At 60.5% G+C, this 16,836-nt stretch carries 16 protein-coding genes; 7 read left to right on the top strand and 9 right to left on the bottom strand.

Features of this window, described 5'->3' with window-relative positions:
• Nucleotides 1–122 precede the first annotated feature (122 nt).
• The gene (locus SB725_RS25860) at nucleotides 123–1,040 is read right to left on the bottom strand and encodes a LysR family transcriptional regulator (RefSeq protein ID WP_027923744.1); all 918 of its coding nucleotides are present in this window, start codon (nucleotides 1,038–1,040) and stop codon (nucleotides 123–125) included.
• A 103-nt stretch (nucleotides 1,041–1,143) separates the two neighbouring features.
• Between SB725_RS25860 and SB725_RS25855 the strand changes: the two genes are divergently transcribed.
• Together SB725_RS25855 and SB725_RS25850 are read left to right on the top strand one after the other, a co-directional pair.
• On the top strand, nucleotides 1,144–2,886 hold the full coding sequence (locus SB725_RS25855; RefSeq protein ID WP_027923743.1) for an amidohydrolase: 1,743 nt from the start codon (nucleotides 1,144–1,146) through the stop codon (nucleotides 2,884–2,886).
• A 108-nt stretch (nucleotides 2,887–2,994) separates the two neighbouring features.
• Nucleotides 2,995–3,732, top strand: a complete 738-nt coding sequence (locus SB725_RS25850; RefSeq protein ID WP_027923742.1) for a TorF family putative porin — start codon at nucleotides 2,995–2,997, stop codon at nucleotides 3,730–3,732.
• Nucleotides 3,733–3,793: 61 nt separating this feature from the next.
• On the opposite strand, the gene SB725_RS25845 is transcribed toward SB725_RS25850, so the two are convergent.
• The 3 genes from SB725_RS25845 to SB725_RS25835 all read right to left on the bottom strand — a co-directional run bounded on the left by SB725_RS25845 (nucleotide 3,794) and on the right by SB725_RS25835 (nucleotide 6,918).
• Nucleotides 3,794–4,762, bottom strand: coding sequence for a Gfo/Idh/MocA family protein (locus SB725_RS25845; RefSeq protein WP_027923741.1), 969 nt, complete (start codon nucleotides 4,760–4,762; stop codon nucleotides 3,794–3,796).
• A gap of 16 nt (nucleotides 4,763–4,778) precedes the next feature.
• Nucleotides 4,779–5,666 carry a Dyp-type peroxidase gene (locus SB725_RS25840; protein WP_027923740.1) on the bottom strand — a complete coding sequence of 296 codons (888 nt, stop codon included), beginning with the start codon at nucleotides 5,664–5,666 and terminating at the stop codon, nucleotides 4,779–4,781.
• A gap of 205 nt (nucleotides 5,667–5,871) precedes the next feature.
• A complete protein-coding gene (locus SB725_RS25835) occupies nucleotides 5,872–6,918 on the bottom strand; it encodes an AraC family transcriptional regulator (protein WP_059182833.1) in 1,047 nt (348 codons plus the stop codon).
• A gap of 208 nt (nucleotides 6,919–7,126) precedes the next feature.
• Here SB725_RS25835 and SB725_RS25830 point away from each other — a divergent pair, with 208 nt between their 5' ends.
• Nucleotides 7,127–8,071, top strand: coding sequence for a transporter (locus tag SB725_RS25830; protein ID WP_027923738.1), 945 nt, complete (start codon nucleotides 7,127–7,129; stop codon nucleotides 8,069–8,071).
• A gap of 111 nt (nucleotides 8,072–8,182) precedes the next feature.
• Here SB725_RS25830 and SB725_RS25825 read toward each other — a convergent pair whose 3' ends face one another.
• From SB725_RS25825 to SB725_RS25815, 3 genes are all read right to left on the bottom strand, one after another.
• Entirely contained in the window at nucleotides 8,183–9,391 is a 1,209-nt protein-coding gene (locus SB725_RS25825) for a DSD1 family PLP-dependent enzyme (protein ID WP_410922819.1), read from the bottom strand.
• A 74-nt stretch (nucleotides 9,392–9,465) separates the two neighbouring features.
• Nucleotides 9,466–10,860 carry a D-arabinono-1,4-lactone oxidase gene (locus tag SB725_RS25820; protein WP_410922775.1) on the bottom strand — a complete coding sequence of 465 codons (1,395 nt, stop codon included), beginning with the start codon at nucleotides 10,858–10,860 and terminating at the stop codon, nucleotides 9,466–9,468.
• A 19-nt stretch (nucleotides 10,861–10,879) separates the two neighbouring features.
• Complete coding sequence (locus SB725_RS25815) at nucleotides 10,880–11,263, bottom strand: c-type cytochrome (RefSeq protein WP_410922774.1); 384 nt, start codon at nucleotides 11,261–11,263, stop codon at nucleotides 10,880–10,882.
• Nucleotides 11,264–11,529: 266 nt separating this feature from the next.
• Here SB725_RS25815 and SB725_RS25810 point away from each other — a divergent pair, with 266 nt between their 5' ends.
• Both SB725_RS25810 and SB725_RS25805 read left to right on the top strand, forming a co-directional pair.
• Nucleotides 11,530–13,155, top strand: coding sequence for an NADP-dependent glyceraldehyde-3-phosphate dehydrogenase (locus SB725_RS25810; protein WP_410922773.1), 1,626 nt, complete (start codon nucleotides 11,530–11,532; stop codon nucleotides 13,153–13,155).
• A 41-nt stretch (nucleotides 13,156–13,196) separates the two neighbouring features.
• Entirely contained in the window at nucleotides 13,197–14,240 is a 1,044-nt protein-coding gene (locus SB725_RS25805; protein ID WP_410922818.1) for an FUSC family protein, read from the top strand.
• Between the two features lie 2 nt (nucleotides 14,241–14,242).
• On the opposite strand, the gene SB725_RS25800 is transcribed toward SB725_RS25805, so the two are convergent.
• A complete protein-coding gene (locus SB725_RS25800; protein WP_059182828.1) occupies nucleotides 14,243–15,136 on the bottom strand; it encodes a DMT family transporter in 894 nt (297 codons plus the stop codon).
• Between the two features lie 135 nt (nucleotides 15,137–15,271).
• On the opposite strand from SB725_RS25800, the gene SB725_RS25795 reads away from it, so the two are divergent.
• The gene (locus tag SB725_RS25795; protein ID WP_059182827.1) at nucleotides 15,272–15,709 is read left to right on the top strand and encodes an Lrp/AsnC family transcriptional regulator; all 438 of its coding nucleotides are present in this window, start codon (nucleotides 15,272–15,274) and stop codon (nucleotides 15,707–15,709) included.
• 56 nt (nucleotides 15,710–15,765) lie between these two features.
• Nucleotides 15,766–16,095 carry a YceK/YidQ family lipoprotein gene (locus SB725_RS25790; RefSeq protein WP_410922772.1) on the top strand — a complete coding sequence of 110 codons (330 nt, stop codon included), beginning with the start codon at nucleotides 15,766–15,768 and terminating at the stop codon, nucleotides 16,093–16,095.
• 59 nt (nucleotides 16,096–16,154) lie between these two features.
• Here the strand turns inward: SB725_RS25790 and SB725_RS25785 are convergent, their stop codons facing one another.
• Nucleotides 16,155–16,826: a Bax inhibitor-1/YccA family protein gene (locus tag SB725_RS25785; RefSeq protein ID WP_027923729.1), complete on the bottom strand. Its 672-nt coding sequence runs from the start codon at nucleotides 16,824–16,826 to the stop codon at nucleotides 16,155–16,157.
• Nucleotides 16,827–16,836: the final 10 nt, after the last annotated feature.

Below are 16,836 nucleotides of genomic sequence, written 5' to 3'. Positions count from 1 at the left end.
TGCGTCTGCAGTTTGCCTGATAGAACCCGGTTGCCGGGTTTGCGACGGCTGCGTCCGAACGCGGCCCGCACCGAACGCTGCCTCGCGCTGCTCGACAGCTGCTACAGGGGCAGCGGGATCAATCAGCTCAAGCCACGGGACGCCAGAAACCCTGCGATGTAATCGATAAACGCCAGCACCTTCGCGGTCGCCCGTCGATGGCTTGGGTACACCGCCAGAATATGCGGGCCAAAGCTGTCCGGGTCGATGTCGTAGTCGGCCATCAGCTGCACCAAGCGGCCATCGGCGATGTACGGCGCGGCGCTCCACAATGGTGTGTGCAACAAACCGCGCCCGGCCAGCGCATTGGCCAGCAGCAGATCGTAATTGTCGCTGCGCAACCGCGGATTGGGCGGCTGCGGCAGGCTCAGGCGTTGCCCGTCACGCTCGACCCACCAGAATTCGCGGCTGAGCAGCGGATGGCGGTATAGCAGCCATTCGTGGTCATCGAGGGTCTGCGGGGTGACCGGCAAAGTCTTGCGCGCCAGATAGGCCGGGCTGGCGCACAGCGCCAGGCGATTACTGCCGACCACGCGGGCGATCAGCCCCGGCAAGTCATCGTGACCTTCGCGCAGAGCCAGGTCGTAGCCGCTTTCCAGCAGATTGACGAACTCATCGCACAGGTCCACCTGCAAATTGATCTGCGGGTATTGCTCGAGAAAGCCACCACACACCTGATCGAGAAACGCCTGCCCATAGGCCAATGGCGCGGTGATTTTCAGGTTGCCGCGCAGGCCATGCTGCAGCTGTTCGATTTCCTCGCCGGCCTCCTCCAGCCGCTGCAATACCTGGCGCGCGGTTTCCAGATAGAGCCGCCCGGATTCGGTCAGCAGAATCCGCCGGGTACTGCGCTCGAACAGGCGCGCCCCAAGCTCGGCTTCCAGGTGGTTGACCGCTTTGGTCAGGGCCGACGGGGTCTTGCCCAACTGCTCGGCGGCGCGGCTGAAGCTGCCCAGTTGCGCCGTGACCACGAACATTTTCAACGCACCCAACTTGTCCATACTTTTTCCATTCCGGCAAAAACGTTTTTCGTAAGGAAGGCGTTCTGCTGCGCACCAGCAGCCACTAATCTGGCCATCAGACGCAATAACAAGGAAACATTCAATGAAAAGATTCATCCCGAATCTCTTGATGGCCGCTGTTAGTTTTGCCTCGATGGAAGCCATGGCAGCCACCGACCTGGTGCTGATCAATGGCAAGATTTTCACCGCCGACCGTGCCCAACCGAAGGCACAGGCGCTGGCGGTACAGGATGGCAAGGTGCTGCAAGTCGGCAGCGATGCGCAGATCAAAGCCTTGATCACGCCCGACACCAAAGTGGTCGACCTCGGCGGTAAAACCTTGATGCCAGGCCTGATCGACACCCATTCCCACGCGATTTTCGGTGGTCTGGAAATGGTCTCGGCCAACATGGAAGACGAGGTGGTCGAGCTCGACGAACTGGAAAAACGCCTGCGCGGCTGGCGTGACGACGGCAAGGCCAAACACGGCGATGTGTTGACCATCGCCGGCATGAGTTCGGTGTATTGGGCCAAGGCCGAAGCACTGGGCAAAATATTCAACAACGGTGAATGGGCCAACGTGCCCGTGGTGTTCACCGGCAGCGACCACCACACGGCCTGGGCCAACGATTTCATGCTCAAGCGCGCCGGGATTGATGCCGCGCTGCTCAAGTCATTGCCCGCCGCCGAAGCGGACACCATCGGCCAACGTGCCGACGGCACCCCCAACGGTTTCCTGGTGGACGCCGGTTGGGACCGGGTGTCCTCGAAAATACCCGTGCCGAGCACCGCCGACATGCTCAAGGCCGCCCAATCGGCCGTGCGCTACAACAACAGCTTCGGTATCACGGCGTGGATGGACCCCGCCGCCAACGCCGCCCCAGGTGAACCGCTGTTCGCGCTCAAGCCCACGGAAAAAACCGTCGGCGTGCTGCCGGCCTATAAAGCCCTGGCCGAAACCGGCAACATGAGCGTCCACGTCGCCGCCCTGCTGGTGGCCAACCCGAAAAGCCTACCGGCCGATCTCGAGACGCTGGACAAGGTTCGCCAGCAATTTCAGGGCATCCCCAACCTGACCCTGCCCGGCGTCAAGATCTTCGCCGACGGCGTGATCGAATTCCCGGCCCAGAGCGCGGCGATGATCGACCCTTACAACAACTCGCACAAACAGGGCGAATTGCTGATCGATCCGAAGCATTTCGGCGAACTGGTCAGCGCCATCGACCAGCGCGGCTGGCTGGTGCACATCCACGCCATCGGCGACCGCGCGGTGCGGGAGTCGCTGAATGGCATCGAACAGGCGCGCAAGGATCGCCAGAGCGGCGTGACGCACTCGATCACCCACCTGCAAATCGTCAACCCGAAAGAATTTGCGCGGTTCAAACCGCTGAACGTCATCGCCTCGATGCAACTGCTGTGGGCCTCGGCCGACGACTACACCACGGACATGATCAAGCCTTACGTCAGCGCCCTCGCCTTCCGCTATCAATACCCGGCGCATTCGCTGCTCAAGCAAGGCGCGACCATCGCGGGGGCCAGTGACTGGCCGGTGTCGTCGCCCAATCCGTGGAATGCCATGGCCCAGGCCATCACCCGTGTCGGCCCGATGGGCGTGCTGAACATCAAAGAAGCCGTGGATCGGGAAACGATGTTCTACGCCTACACCGCGAATGCCGCGCGAACCATCGGTCTGGAGAAGCAGATCGGTTCGCTGGTTCCTGGCAAGCAAGCGGACTTCATCGTGCTCGACCGTGATGTCTTCACCGTCGACAACAAGGCCCTGAGCGACACAAAAGTGCTGCAAACCTGGTTTGCCGGGCGCGAAGTCTACGCACCGACCCTCTAATAAAAACCCGCTGTAACCCGCTGCCCGATCCCGTGTTCAAGACCGGGGTTCGGCGCAGCTTTGCCCAAAAAAACTGCCCATAACAATCACAATATCGGGACTGCATTCATGAAAGCTTTCACCCTGCTCGCCCTTGGTTCCTTGAGTCTGCTGCCGTTGAGCAGCCAGGCCATCGTCTTGAATGACGACTTCTCCGTATTGGTGGACCTGACCCTGGCGAGCGACTACCGCACCCGTGGTATTTCGCAAACACTCAATGACCCCGCCGTGCAGGCCGGTGTGACCCTGGCTCACAGCACGGGGTTGTACGTGGGTGCCTGGAGTTCAAACGTCGACTTCGGCGGCGGCCTGAAGACCCGTCAGGAAGTCGACTACTACGGCGGCTGGCTCTGGGAAGCGACCGAGGACGTCAACCTCGACATCGGTTACCTCAAATACACTTACCCGAAAGAAAGCCAGTTCAACCAGAGCGAGGTCTACGGCATTCTCAGCGTCTACGGGGTGAAGCTCGGCGCCTATTACTCCGACGATGCACCGGGCATCGACAGCAAGCAGAACTCGCTGTACAGCTATGTCGGTTACGAAACCCAATTGCCGTATGACACCGGCCTGAAACTGCGCTACGGCAACATGGACTTCAAGGACCCGCACCTGTACTCGAGCTCGGGCCATGCCGAAGACTCGTACCGCGAATGGGAAGTCAAACTGACCCACGAACTGGCCGGTGTGATGCTGGGCCTGAGCTACATCGACACCGACCTGTCGAAAAGCCAATGCACCAGCAACTGGGGCTACGACGACCTGTGCAGCGCCACCGTGGTGGCGAGCGTCAGCAAGTCATTCTGACCCACACCAATTCCCTGTGGGAGCAAGCTCGCTCCCACAGGATCGAGTTGAATCTGATGGTTTAGCGGCGCTTGAGGATCTGGTCCATCACCCAGTCGGTTTTCAACGCTTCCGCGGCCACCGCCGGGTGCTGCGTTTGACCGCGAATGTGTGCATTCATGCCCAGCACGTGATGCCACTGGATGTGCTCGTGATGGTCGATGTGCAGGCTGAGCTGTTCATCCGCCTGAAGCTGCACCGGGTGTTCATCGAACACCGAAAAGCTGATCCGGCCTTGGCTGCCAATCACCTCGACCCGATCCTCGCGGCGATCCGCCACGAAATTCCAGCAGCCCATGCCGGTCGCCCCCGAAGCAAACCGCCACGTAGCACTGACCGCATCTTCGGCGGCATACAGCCCGGCCTGTCGCGCGGTGAAACCGGCGACGTCGGTGATATCGCCGAGCAGGTACTGGAACAGGTCCAACCCGTGGCTGGCGAGGTCGGCGAAGTAACCGCCGCCGGCAATGTCCGGGTCCGTGCGCCAGTTGTGCGCGCCACCCAGATCGACGGGCGACGGGGCCTTGGTGAGGGTCCAGGTCAGGTGCCGGACCTCGCCGATCCGCCCGGCTTCCAGCCACTGCCGCACTTGCTGGAAGCGCGGCAGCGAACGTCGGTAGTAGGAAACGAACAGGTGCAATCCGGCGTCGGCAAAGACCTGCCGCATCTCGCGGCTTTGCCCGGCATTCAGCGACATCGGTTTTTCGACGCAGCAATGTTTGCCGGCGGCGGCGACCATCAGGCTGTAGGCGTGGTGACTGTCGGGCGGTGTGGCGATGTACACCGCGTCCACCTCGGGGTCATTGATCAGTGCTTGCGCGTCGGTGTACACCCGGGCGATGCCATGGCGCGTGGCGTAATCCGTCACGGCCTCCAGACGCCGCCCCATCACCGCCACCAGTGCCGAACCGGGCGCCTTGTAAAAGGCTGGCCCGCTCTTGCGCTCGGCAACGCTGCCACAACCGATCATGCCCCACCGCACCACGTCCATGTTCAACTCCTGTGGGTTAGCCGATGCGCAAGGCGCGCAGGTCCAGGCGACCGTCCTTGAGCGGCGGGCACCAGTAGTAGCCGCCGGTGATCGGGCGGCTGATGCGGTACAAACCGTCGGTGATGCCGTCTTCCAGACCACTCATGCGCCGCAGTTGCGCTTCGAAAGCGTCGAGGGAAAAACCGAACGCGAGGAACATCAGGCCGGCGCGATCCCCTTCGATCCACGGCATCGAGCGACGGACCACGAACGCCTCGGGGGCGAAGCTTTCCTGGGCGGTGCGCTTGACGTGGGCCGAGACTGGCGCGTCGTCGAGTTCTTCGTTGTCGCTCAAACGACGGCCCATGATGTTGTCTTTTTCATGGGGCGGCAGCGCGTGGAAGCCCTTGAGGTCATGCTGCCACTGCTGGATCGCGGCAAAGCTGCCACCGACCAGGCCATCCGCGCCTTCGCTCAACAGTGCGGCGGCGACGGCGGCTTCGTCGTGCGGGTTTTCGGTGCCGTCTTCGTAGCCGGTCAGGTCGTGGCCGGTCATGTGGCGGAAGGTTTCGTTCATCTGCACCAGGCGCAGGGCCGGCGCCAGCGCAGCTTCGATGGCCTGGCTGCGATTGAGCAATTCACCGCGGTCGATGCCGTGCAGCCAGCACCAGAGTGCGTGTTGCGTCGACGGGTTGTCGACGCCCACACCGGTCAATGCCGGAAAGGCACGCAGGCCATCGATCTGAGCATGCAACGCCTTGACCAGCGATTCGCCAAAGCCGACAACAGCCGATTTCCCGTCCACCAGTTGCATCAAGTTGTCGAGCGCGACGGGCAAGGCTTCGGCGGATTCGAGGGCGAAGAACATATGGCGGGCTTGAGGCGGAACAGGGGTGGCGAGAATGCCCGGCTGGTAATAGCTCATATGAACTCCTTGAAAAAGAGCACCGAGTTTAACCGGAGCACGACGGTTTGTGTGCACCCCTTGTAGCAGCTGACGAGCAGCGCGAGGTTGCATCCGGCTGCGAAGCAGTCGTCATTCCTCTGTGCGAGGTGTACCTGACACACCGAGTTGCCTGATTTTACGACTGCTGCGCAGCCGGACGCAGCCTCGCGCTGCTCGTCAGCGGCTACAGGGGATCGAGGGTTGGGGATTCGTTGCGGAATGCGCTCGGGCTCATGCCGGTCCAGCGTTTGAAGGCGCGGCGGAAGCTGCGCACGTCGCTGTAGCCGACTACTTCGGTGATGCGTTCGATGGGCATGTCCGGGTTGGCCAGCAGGCTCATGGTACGGGCCTGTCGCACTTGTTCCAGGAGTGTTTCGAACGTCAGCGCGTGTTCGGTGAGGCGGCGGCGCAAGGTGCGGCTGCTCATGTTCAGGTCGCCGGCAATTTTCTCGATGTGACTGCCCTCGGTCAGGTCACGGGCAATGGCCCGTTCCACGGCCTGGATCAAGTCCATTTTCTGATGCACTTTCGCGGCTTCCAGCTCCAGCAGTTTCACCGCCTGACGCAAGGCCAGGGAATGGTGATTGGGCAAGTGAACATCCAGCCAATGCGCCGCGATCACCATGCGATTCTGCAAGCAGCCGAAGCGCACGTCCGGCCCCAGCACGCGTGAATATTCGCCGAAATAATCCGGCGCAGCGTGCATGAACTCCACCGCCATCGGCTTGAAATCCGCCCCGACCAACGCCCGGCCGTACACCAGCAGACTGGCGAAAAACTCCTCCACCGCAAACAGTTGCACATCGGCGAACGGCAAGCGGCATTCAACGTCGACAAACACCCGGTCCCCCGCCTCCTCCACGCTCGACACCACGATCCCGCCGGAAGTGTGCTGATGCCGAATGCCCAGCTCAAAGGCATCGCGCAGGGTCTTGCACAGCGACAACACATGCCCCAGCAACCCCAGCGTACCGAGCACATTCTGCGCGCCGACCCACAAGCCCAGGCCCTGATTGGGCAAGGCTTTGAGCGCGCGCTGAATCATCGCCACGGCCTGCCGATAGGAAATGCGCTGCGCCGGGTCCTGAAGATCTTCAAAGGTAAAACCCAGCCCTCGGCACAGGCTGTCGGGGTTGATGCCTTTTTGCTTCGCGACTTCGGCGAGGGTTTGCAGGAGAAACGGCGACACCAGCGCCAGTTCAAAGGTGGGATCAATCACTTTCATTTGCATGGGGTCATACATTCCGGGGCGAGCTGCATTCTTATTTTTGTTACCGGTTATGTCGAAAGAAGTTAGCACAGGGTTCAAAGGCTGTCCGCAGAAGTCCCCCTAAATGGCCGCCAATACCCTGCCTGGCACCGCGCAGACAGCTTATTTCTATGTGGCGGCCCTCGTATGGACGCAGGACAGCCCGCTAACAATAATAATGAGTACCCCCATGATCCCGACCCGCACGAGATTCCCCCTACTGGTCATCAGCCTGGCCGGCATTTTCACCACTCATCCGGCACTGGCCACCGAGGCTGGCGTGGACAACATCGGCCCAGGCACCGACGGTTTCTTCATGTTGCCGCTGTCGCCCGACAGCCTTCCGGACAACATGGTTGCGTTCAACCTCTACTACAACCACTACACCTCCACGAAGCTCAACATCAGTTCGCTCGGCGGCAAGGTGCCGGATGTCGATATCGAATCCACAGCGGTGATTCCACGCCTGGATTACCTCAGCCCCCTGCGGGTGTTCGGTGGCCGGTTTGCGGGCTACATTGCGCAGCCGTGGCTCAAGCAGGAAGTGGCGGTGTTCGGCTTGCACGACACCCGCGAAGGCATGGGTGACACCACTGTCGCTCCGATCATTCTGTGGGACATGGGCCCGAACCTGACCCTGGCTGCCGCGCTGGAAATCACTGTGCCGACCGGCGAATACAGCGTCGATCGCCTGGCCAACACCAGCAACAATTTCTATACCTACAAACCGCTGTTCTCCTTCACCTGGCTGCCGACGGATAAAACCGAGGTGTCGATGAAGACGACGTACAGCTTCAACGAGAAAAACAAAGACACCGATTACAAATCGGGGCAGATTTTCCACTTCGACTATTCGGCCAGTTACAAAATCACCGACAACCTGATGCTCGGGTTGAACGGCTACTACCTCAAGCAAACCACCGACGACAAACAGTTCGGCCACACCGTGCAGTTCAATGGCGAAGACGTGAACGATGGGGTTCGCGGACAGGTATTCGCGATTGGTCCGGCCTTGCACCTGACCTTTTTGCAGTACGCCACGGCAGAGATTCGCTGGGCCAAGGAGTTTGATGTGGAGAACCGGCCTGAAGGGGAAATGCTGTGGGCCAAGGTCAGTATCCCTTATGCGTTCTGACGATTGATGGTTCCCACGCTTTGCGTGGGAATGCAGCCTGGGACGCTCCGCAGCCCATCAAGAGCCAGAGCGTTCGTTGAGGCATTCCCACGCAAAGCGTGGGAACGATCATCAGGAATACACCGGCCAGCTATCAACAATCCGCCCTCCCCGAACCGCCAGCAAATCCCCAAACTGCAACAACACCGATTCCGTCTGAGTCGGCCGCAAAAACACCTGGTCCTCAACCCCCAGCCCCACCGCCGCCGAACCATTGACCATTTCCTGATTCGAGCTGCGGCCATACACCCCGTTGCTCTGCAACCCCGATGGCGATTCAAACTCCGCCATCCAGTTACCGCCATAGATGAAAAACGTCTCGCGCTGATTGGTGTCCCACCACGAAAACAACCGGGACTTGTCATCCAGCGCCGGAATGTTCACCACCCCCGTGCTCTTCAACACCGGCGTAGCGATGTACGCCGCCGGCACATGTTCCACCAGCGACGGCAAATCATAGTGTGTCGGCTTGAGCATCGCCGTCCCCACCGAAACCTCCGTGCTGAGCTGTTCATGCTCGTGCAGGCGATAACTCGGGCTGCCAGCGGTGTTGAGGGTCAGTCCTTGATGCCACAGGCCGGGATATTGCTGACGAGTGAAGTCGACGCAGCGGTTGTAAATCACCATCACCTTGGCGAACAGTTCTTCGGGCGAGCCCAGTATCCCCGGCACGCCCATGCCCACGAACGGGTCGTAGCCCATGAAGCCGGCGAACTCCAGGTGCTGAGGATTTTTGCTGATCAGTGCCAGCATCGGTCCGAGCACACCCGCATCGCTGACACCCCCACGATGCAGCCCGACATCCAGTTCGATGTTCACCCGTAATCGCGTGCCCAATCCCTGCGCCAGCGCGAGGTACTGTTGAAGTCGTTCAGGCGTATCAAGCAGCCATTGCAATTGCTTCGAAGGATCAAAAGGCCCTTTGTGCGACTGATAAAACAACTCGGCCGAACGCACCGGCAGCGGTTTGCCTAACAGGATGTCGGACTCGGGAAACTGCACCGCATCATGATTGAGAAACGGCTGATGAAACGACATCAACCGCTGCGTGCCCGCGCGCTTGGCAATGTAGGTCAGCAGCCCCGGCGCCGGCAGTGATTTCTCTACCAGGCGCAGGTGCTTGCCGCCGCGTTTTACCGACAGCATCACCGCATCGATGTTGTGATCCAGCCGATCAAGATCGATCAGCATCACCGGCCGCATCGGTCCGTGTTCCTTGAGCTCGCGGTTCAGCGTATGGAAATAATCGCTGTACGGCGCGCCTCGATCACCCGGCCGCAGCCAGGCCCCGACACCCGCCATCAACACGCTGACGCCGGCGGCCCCCATCAGGAAATTGCGTCGATTGACCGCCATCAGCTCACCCCCAGAATCGATGACAAGTGCGCATTGAGGAACTTGCCGCTGGGGTCCAGCGCTTGCCGCACCTCGATAAATTCCTGCCAACGCGGGTACAGCGGCTGCAGGCTTTTCGCGTTGAGCGTGTGCAACTTGCCCCAGTGCGGCCGGCCGTTGTACGTCCAGAAAATCGGTTCGATGGCGGCGAAGAAGTTGTGATGGTCCATCTGATAATGCTGGTGGACCGAGATCGAGCAACTGTCGCGGCCTTCGAACATGCTCAGGGGAATGTCGTCGGCTTTGACGTAGCGGTATTCAATCGGAAACCAGGTGCGCAGGTCCTTGTCCTGAATCAGCTTGAGAATTTCGCGCAGACACGCCGGGCCGTGCTCGGCCGGCACTGAATATTCCATTTCGTTGAAACGCACCGTGCGCACGTTGGCGTAGATGTCGAACGAGTCGCCCACCCGGTCGTCGAAACTGGCGAGGTGGCGCAGGCTGTTGAGCAGGGTGCGGCGCAGGTCCGGAAAGTCGCTGCCGTACTTGTCGATCTTCTCGATCAAGGTCACGAATTCGTTACCGCCCTCCTCATCCGCCGGAATCGGCGGTGTCGCAGGGTCGGTGGTTTCGTTGAGGGCGATCGACAAGGCGTAGTCGGAATGGGTCACCACGAGCATTTCCCAGTGCTGGTTGTCCCGGGTGTTCTTGTCGAGGTCTTCCAGCAACTCTTCGGTCCTGGCGATCCACTGCCGTTCCCTCAAGCGATACGCGGGGCGGTTTTGCAGACGGATTTTCGTCGCCACACCGAGCGCGCCGAGGGACACCCGTGCCGCGCTGAACACCTCAGGATGTCGTGTGCTGTCGCAGTCCAGCACCTCGCCCGTGGCCGTCACTAATTGCAAACCGCAGACGTGGGCCGAATAGGACTGGAAGTTCTTGCCGGTGCCGTGGGTCGAAGTAGAAATGGCGCCGGCGAGGGTCTGGTAATCGATGTCGGCCATGTTTTGCAGGGCCTGGCCGACGTCTTTGAGCGGTATGCCCATGCGCGACATCGGCGTACCGGCGGCGAACTCGGCTTGCAGGGTTTTCGGATCGTGATCGAGCAGCCCGGTGAAATAGCTCAGGGACAGCAATGTGCCGTCTGTGGGCACCAGCGCGCTGAACGAATGCGCCGAACCCACCGGGCGAATCTTGCCGGGAGCCTGGCGTACAACGTGGGTCAGCTCGTCCAGATTCTTCGGCGCCAACCGCGCCGTCGGCAGGCAACTCTGGCCACCCGACCAGTTACGCCAGGGGATCAGCCGTGGCGCGCGCAGCAGTTCGGCCAGCACCGGTGTGGAGCCGAGCGCGGTAAAGGCGCCAATGACACTCGTCCGTTGCAACAACTGACGCCGTGTTAAGTCCATCGTCATGAATCGCACCCTGTCGTTCTTATTGTGGGATGTGCTGGCCGGACATGAAGCTAATCAGCGCCAGGAACTGTTCCTCTGAACACTGCACGCACTGGCCCATCGGTGGCATGCCGTTGTAGCCGTTGATCGCATGATCGAGCAGCGTGTCGGCGCCCTGCATCACCCGAGGCTCCCAGGCTTTGCTGTCGCCGGTCAGCGGTGCCCCGGCCGCCGGGTTGGCGTGACAGAGCTTGCAACTGTTGTCGTAGACCTGCGCCAGCTCGGTGTCGGCGGGCCTGGCGGTAGCCGCGTCAATGTGCGTCGCCGGGGTTTTCGGCTCTTCGCCACACCCTGCGAGCAACACCACGAGCCCCACCAGGGCAAAACAGAGGCTAGGCTTTTCACTGAATCGGCGTGCCCGCATGGCGTTCCTCTCATGGGGTGCCCGGTCAGCCGGGTGCACCGTTTATTGTTGTGATCAACAGAGCTCAACACTAAGGCACCCGGCGTGGGCGGGTTGAGGGCATTGGGGGCCAACAAGGGGGGCTTCTGAGGCCATGACCGCTGCGCCATGAAATCCGCGCGCCATCACGCACCGGCACAAAACGCTGAGATGAGTCATGACAAGCGAGGCCGAGGTCTGCTAAAACGATTCATCAGTGCATGACCCAATTCAGAGGGGGTAGCGATATGACCACAGCCAACATTCTCGACAACCTGTTTCCGAGCCTCGCCGACATCCCGGAAAAGTACCGCCTCGATGGCCAGACCGAGCAGCGCGAGTACCTGGTCGATGGCGAACTGAAAACCTGGGACGGGCCGCTCGCCCAGGTCCGCAGCCCGGTGTACCTGACCGGCGCGAATGGCGACGAGCAAGTGATCCTCGGCAGCACGCCGCTGCTGGACGCCGACACTGCGCTGACCGCGCTGGACGCCGCCGTCCGTGCTTATGACCGCGGCCAGGGCTTGTGGCCGACCATGCGCGTGGCCGAACGCATCCAGCACGTCGAAGCCTTTCTGGGTCGTATGCGTCAACAGCGTGAGGCGGTGGTCAAGCTGCTGATGTGGGAGATCGGCAAGAACCTCAAGGACTCGGAAAAAGAGTTCGACCGCACCTGCGATTACATCGTCGACACCATCAATGCCTTGAAGGAACTCGACCGCCGCTCCAGCCGCTTCGAGCTGGAACAGGACACTCTCGGCCAGATCCGTCGCGTCCCGATGGGCGTGGCTCTGTGCATGGGCCCCTACAACTACCCGCTGAACGAAACCTTCACCACGCTGATTCCGGCGCTGATCATGGGCAACACCGTGGTGTTCAAACCGGCCAAACTCGGCGTGCTGTTGATTCGTCCGTTGCTGGAAGCGTTCCGCGACAGCTTCCCGGCCGGGGTGATCAACGTGATCTACGGCAGCGGCCGCGAGACGGTCAGCGCCTTGATGGCCAGCGGCAAGATCGACATCTTCGCGTTTATCGGCACCAACAAAGCCGCCAGCGACCTGAAAAAACTCCACCCAAAACCTCACCGGTTGCGTGCGGCGCTGGGTCTTGATGCGAAGAACCCCGGCATCGTCCTGCCAGAGGTCGATCTGGACAACGCGGTGAGTGAAGCAGTGACCGGCTCGCTGTCGTTCAATGGCCAGCGCTGCACCGCGCTGAAAATCCTCTTTGTCCACGAAGACGTGGTCGAAGCGTTCATCGAGAAATTCAACGCCAAACTCGCCAGCCTCAAACCCGGTATGCCGTGGGACAGCGGCGTGGCGCTGACCCCGTTGCCGGAGTCGGGCAAGGTTGATTACTTGCATTCGCTGGTCGCCGATGCCGAAAGCAAAGGCGCCAAGGTGGTCAACCCCAACGGCGGCATGGCCCGCGCCTCGTTCTTCTACCCGGCGGTGCTGTACCCGGTGACCCCGCAGATGCGTGTCTACCAGGAAGAACAGTTCGGCCCGGTCATCCCGATCGTGCCGTACCGCCATCTGGACACGGTGATCGATTACGTCCTGGAATCGGACTTTGGCCAGCAGTTGAGTATTTTCGGCACCAACCCGGTGGCGGTCGGCCGACTGGTGGACACGTTCGCCAACCAGGTCGGGCGCATCAACCTCAACGCCCAATGCCAGCGCGGTCCGGACACCTTCCCGTTCAACGGGCGCAAGAATTCGGCCGAAGGCACGTTGTCGGTGCATGATGCCTTGCGGGTGTTTTCGATCCGCACGTTGGTCGCGACCAAGTTCCAGGAGACCAACAAGGACCTCATCAGCGAGATCATCAATGGACGCAGTTCGAGCTTCCTGACCACCGATTACATTTTCTGAGGACACCGAGCCTGAGTACCTTCAGCCATCGATTGCCACCGCTGCTGCGCCGACTGCTACGTCCATTGCTGGACCCGTACCGGCGCTATCGCCACGCCAGACTGATTCATGCGGTGCGGGTCTCGCTTGGGTTGCTGGCAACGATCCTGCTGACCACCGGCATCCATTTGCCGCACGGTGAATGGGCGTCGGTGACGATGCTGGTAGTGATTGGTGGCTTGCAGCACCACGGCAACATCGGCAAAAAAGCCGCCGAACGGGCCATTGGCACGTTGATCGGGGCCGGCGTCGGTCTGCTGCTTGTCGCGCAACAGGCCTGGCTCGGAATGCCGTGGCTGACCTATTTCGCCATGTCGGTTGTGTGCGGGGTTTTCTCGTATCACGCCATTGGCAAGGGAGGCTACACGGCGTTGCTCGCGGCGATCACCGTATTTATCGTCGCCGGGCACGGTGACAACCCGGTTACGGACGGCTTATGGCGTGGGGTGGATATTCTGATTGGCATCGCCTTGGCGCTGGCGTTTTCCTTTGCGTTGCCGCTGTATGCGGTGTTTTCCTGGCGCTACAAACTGGCCGATGCGCTGCGCGATTGCGCGACGATCTACGGGCGCATCATCAATGGCCAGCCTGTCAGCGATGACGACCACCTCAAACTCATGGGGCGCCTGAATTCGGTGATGGTGCAATTGCGCTCGCTGATGCCGTCGGTGTCCAAGGAAGTGAAAATCTCCATGACCGAACTGGATGCCATTCAGCGCAATTTACGCATGTGCATCAGTACCCTGGAAATTCTTGCCAACACTCGCCCGGACCCCGGCGACTCGAACGCCATGGCGCAATTGCAATCGGCAATGACTGCCGAGCATCGGCAGATCCGCGTGCAATTGATCGGGATGGCGCGGGCGTTGAAAACCGGTGCGTCGCAACGGCTGAGCCGGCCCGTCGACTTGCCGCCCGCTTCAAGTCTCGAAGCGCCGGTCTACAGTCCGCTCGACGGTTATCGGCTGCTGACCCGACAGTTCGCCGCCAACATCGGCGAGATGCGCCAGCGACTGGCCAAGACCGCGCCGCGCTGGAACATCTGACGTTACTGAGCCGCCAACTTGCGCGATTTGAAGCCCCAGCCCTGTTGCATACCGGCGGCGGCCAGCAAAATCGCCGCGACGCCGAGCCACTGCAACGGTTCCAGACGATGGCCGAAGGCAAACCAGTCGACAAAAATCGCTGCAATCGGGTAGATGAACGACAACGCCCCGGTCAACGCCGTCGGCAGTTTCTGAATCGCGCCGTACAACAGCACATACATCACACCAGTGTGGACGATGCCCAGCGTTACCAGGCTGGCCCAGGCACTCGGCGCTTGCGGCAGCGCTGAAAAGTGCGCGAACGGTGCGAGCAACAGCACCCCGGTGCAGACCTGGATCAAGGCGATCAGATGGGGTGGCGTACCGGTCAGGCGCTTGATGATCAGCGCGGCAATGGCGTAAAGGAATGCAGCACCCAGCGCCAGACCAATCCCCATCAGGTAATCATTACCGCTCTCGCCCTGCCCGCCATGGGCGCTGACAATTGCGAGCATCCCGACAAAGGAAATGCCCAGCCAGAACAGCTTCTGCAGGGTGATCTTTTCGTTGAGGAACAACGCGGCCAGGCCCACCAGCATGAACGGCTGCACGTTGTAGACCGCCGTGCCAATGGCAATCGAGGCGCGCGAATAGGATGCGAACAACAGCACCCAGTTGCCGACAATCGCCACGCCGCTGAGCACCGCCAACAGGAAAGTGATACGGGTCAGAATGCCGGGACGGAAGAAGCCGAACGCCGCGCAAATCATCAGCAAGGTGCCCGCCCCGAACAGGCAGCGCCAGAACACCACGTCCAGCACCGGTTGCCCGGACACCAGCACAAACCAGCCAATGGTCCCGGAGATCAGCATGGCGGCGCTCATCTCGAATGAGCCGCGACGTATTGATTTGTCCATCTTCAGACTCCTGTGTTTGAGCGCAAAGTATGCCAATCCACCCGGGGGCTTCTCCAGCGCAAAAAGCAGGCTAAACTCGGTTTCTGCCTTTTTTATCAAGGCAGTTTCAATTTATTGCCTTACAGAGGTTTCGCCATGACCGACGATATCGACCAAGTGCTGATCAGCGCCTTGATGGAAGATTCACGGCGCTCGCTCAAGGCGTTGGCGCACCTCAGCGGCTTGTCCTCGCCCAGTGTCGCCGAGCGTCTGCGCCGCCTCGAAGAACGCGGTGTGCTCAAGGGCTACACGGTGGAAATCGATCCGAAATGCTTCGGCTATCAACTCCAGGCCATCGTGCGGATTCGTCCTTTGCCGGGTCAGTTGCAGGAAGTGGAGCGACAGATTCAGGCAATCCCCGAATTCACCGAGTGCGACAAAGTCACGGGCGACGACTGCTTCATCGCGCGCCTGCATGTACGCTCCATGGAACAACTGGACACCCTGCTCGACCGCCTCAATACCCACGCCGAAACCAACACGGCAATCGTGAAGAAGACTCCGGTCAAACGCCGGTTGCCACCGATGGCGTAAGTGATGTTTGCTCTCGACTGGCGTAGATTGAGGTTTTCCGGCGAAAGATTGGCGGTATGAAAACCCAGGCAATGCTACTGGCGGCGCTGATGCTGACGGGCTGCGGCACGATTCAAACGGCCGTGCGCGGTGACGAAGTGGCGTCTAAAAGTCTTAAGGATCAGAAATCCTATTGCGGCGCCATTCCGCGAATCTACAGCGGTGTGACTTATGATTTTTGCAGTCTGAATGCGCCGCTGCAAAATGGACTGGATGCACAAACCCACACCAACGCTCCAGCCATTGTGCTGATTGACGTGGTGATGTCCGGCGCACTCGACACCTTGCTGCTGCCCTACACCATTTACCGCCAACAGGCCGATGGCAACATCGTCATTGCCGAGTAACCCTGAATCCCAGGCAATAAAAAACCCGCCTAAGCGGGTTTTTTACTCAAGGCCTTCGATCAATCATCGCGGCTCATGATGCCAAACAGCTGCAACAAGCTGATGAAGAGGTTGTAGATCGATACATACAGGCTGATGGTCGCCATGATGTAGTTGCGCTCGCCGCCGTGAATGATGGCGCTGGTCTGGAACAGAATGCAGACCGAGGAGAACAGCACGAAACCTGCGCTGATCGCCAGTTGCAGGCCGCTGATCTGGAAGAAGAAGCTCGCCAGCGTCGCACCCAGCAGCACGAAGAAGCCTGCAGTGATGAAACCGCCGAGGAAGCTCATGTCCTTGCGGGTAATCAGCACGTAGGCTGACAGACCACCAAACACCAGCGCCGTCATCGCGAACGCCGAACTGACCACTTCAGCGCCGCCCTGCATGCCCAGGTAGCGGTTGAGGATAGGGCCGAGCAGGAAACCCATGAAACCGGTCAGGGCAAATGCCGACACCAGGCCCCAGGCCGAGTCACGGAGTTTGTTAGTAAGGAAGAAAAGGCCATAGAAGCCGATCAGCACCACGAACACGTTCGGGTAGCCGACACGCATCTGCTGAGCGACAAACGCCATCACGCCGCTGAATGCGAGGGTGAGAGCGAGCAAGCCGTATGTATTGCGCAGGACGCGGCTAACCTCTAGCTGCTCAGCCTGCACGCTGTTATTAACTGCGTAATCCTGTTCGCGCATGGCGACACTC

Source organism: Pseudomonas sp. SIMBA_041 (assembly GCF_046535095.1).
Taxonomy (GTDB): Bacteria; Pseudomonadota; Gammaproteobacteria; order Pseudomonadales; family Pseudomonadaceae; genus Aquipseudomonas; species Aquipseudomonas mucoides.
This window is presented reverse-complemented; position numbering and strand designations above follow the sequence as displayed.

Bases quoted from the DNA above. Each gene is read 5' to 3' on its own strand.
- SB725_RS25785 (WP_027923729.1), bottom strand. From the start codon at position 16,826: ATGCGCGAACAGGATTACGCAGTTAATAACAGCGTGCAGGCTGAGCAG.
- SB725_RS25840 (WP_027923740.1), bottom strand. From the start codon at position 5,666: ATGAGCTATTACCAGCCGGGCATTCTCGCCACCCCTGTTCCGCCTCAA.
- SB725_RS25835 (WP_059182833.1), bottom strand. From the start codon at position 6,918: ATGCAAATGAAAGTGATTGATCCCACCTTTGAACTGGCGCTGGTGTCG.
- SB725_RS25800 (WP_059182828.1), bottom strand. From the start codon at position 15,136: ATGGACAAATCAATACGTCGCGGCTCATTCGAGATGAGCGCCGCCATG.
- SB725_RS25790 (WP_410922772.1), top strand. From the start codon at position 15,766: ATGAAAACCCAGGCAATGCTACTGGCGGCGCTGATGCTGACGGGCTGC.
- SB725_RS25860 (WP_027923744.1), bottom strand. From the start codon at position 1,040: ATGGACAAGTTGGGTGCGTTGAAAATGTTCGTGGTCACGGCGCAACTG.
- SB725_RS25855 (WP_027923743.1), top strand. From the start codon at position 1,144: ATGAAAAGATTCATCCCGAATCTCTTGATGGCCGCTGTTAGTTTTGCC.
- SB725_RS25850 (WP_027923742.1), top strand. From the start codon at position 2,995: ATGAAAGCTTTCACCCTGCTCGCCCTTGGTTCCTTGAGTCTGCTGCCG.
- SB725_RS25815 (WP_410922774.1), bottom strand. From the start codon at position 11,263: ATGCGGGCACGCCGATTCAGTGAAAAGCCTAGCCTCTGTTTTGCCCTG.
- SB725_RS25810 (WP_410922773.1), top strand. From the start codon at position 11,530: ATGACCACAGCCAACATTCTCGACAACCTGTTTCCGAGCCTCGCCGAC.
- SB725_RS25820 (WP_410922775.1), bottom strand. From the start codon at position 10,860: ATGACGATGGACTTAACACGGCGTCAGTTGTTGCAACGGACGAGTGTC.
- SB725_RS25795 (WP_059182827.1), top strand. From the start codon at position 15,272: ATGACCGACGATATCGACCAAGTGCTGATCAGCGCCTTGATGGAAGAT.
- SB725_RS25845 (WP_027923741.1), bottom strand. From the start codon at position 4,762: ATGGACGTGGTGCGGTGGGGCATGATCGGTTGTGGCAGCGTTGCCGAG.
- SB725_RS25830 (WP_027923738.1), top strand. From the start codon at position 7,127: ATGATCCCGACCCGCACGAGATTCCCCCTACTGGTCATCAGCCTGGCC.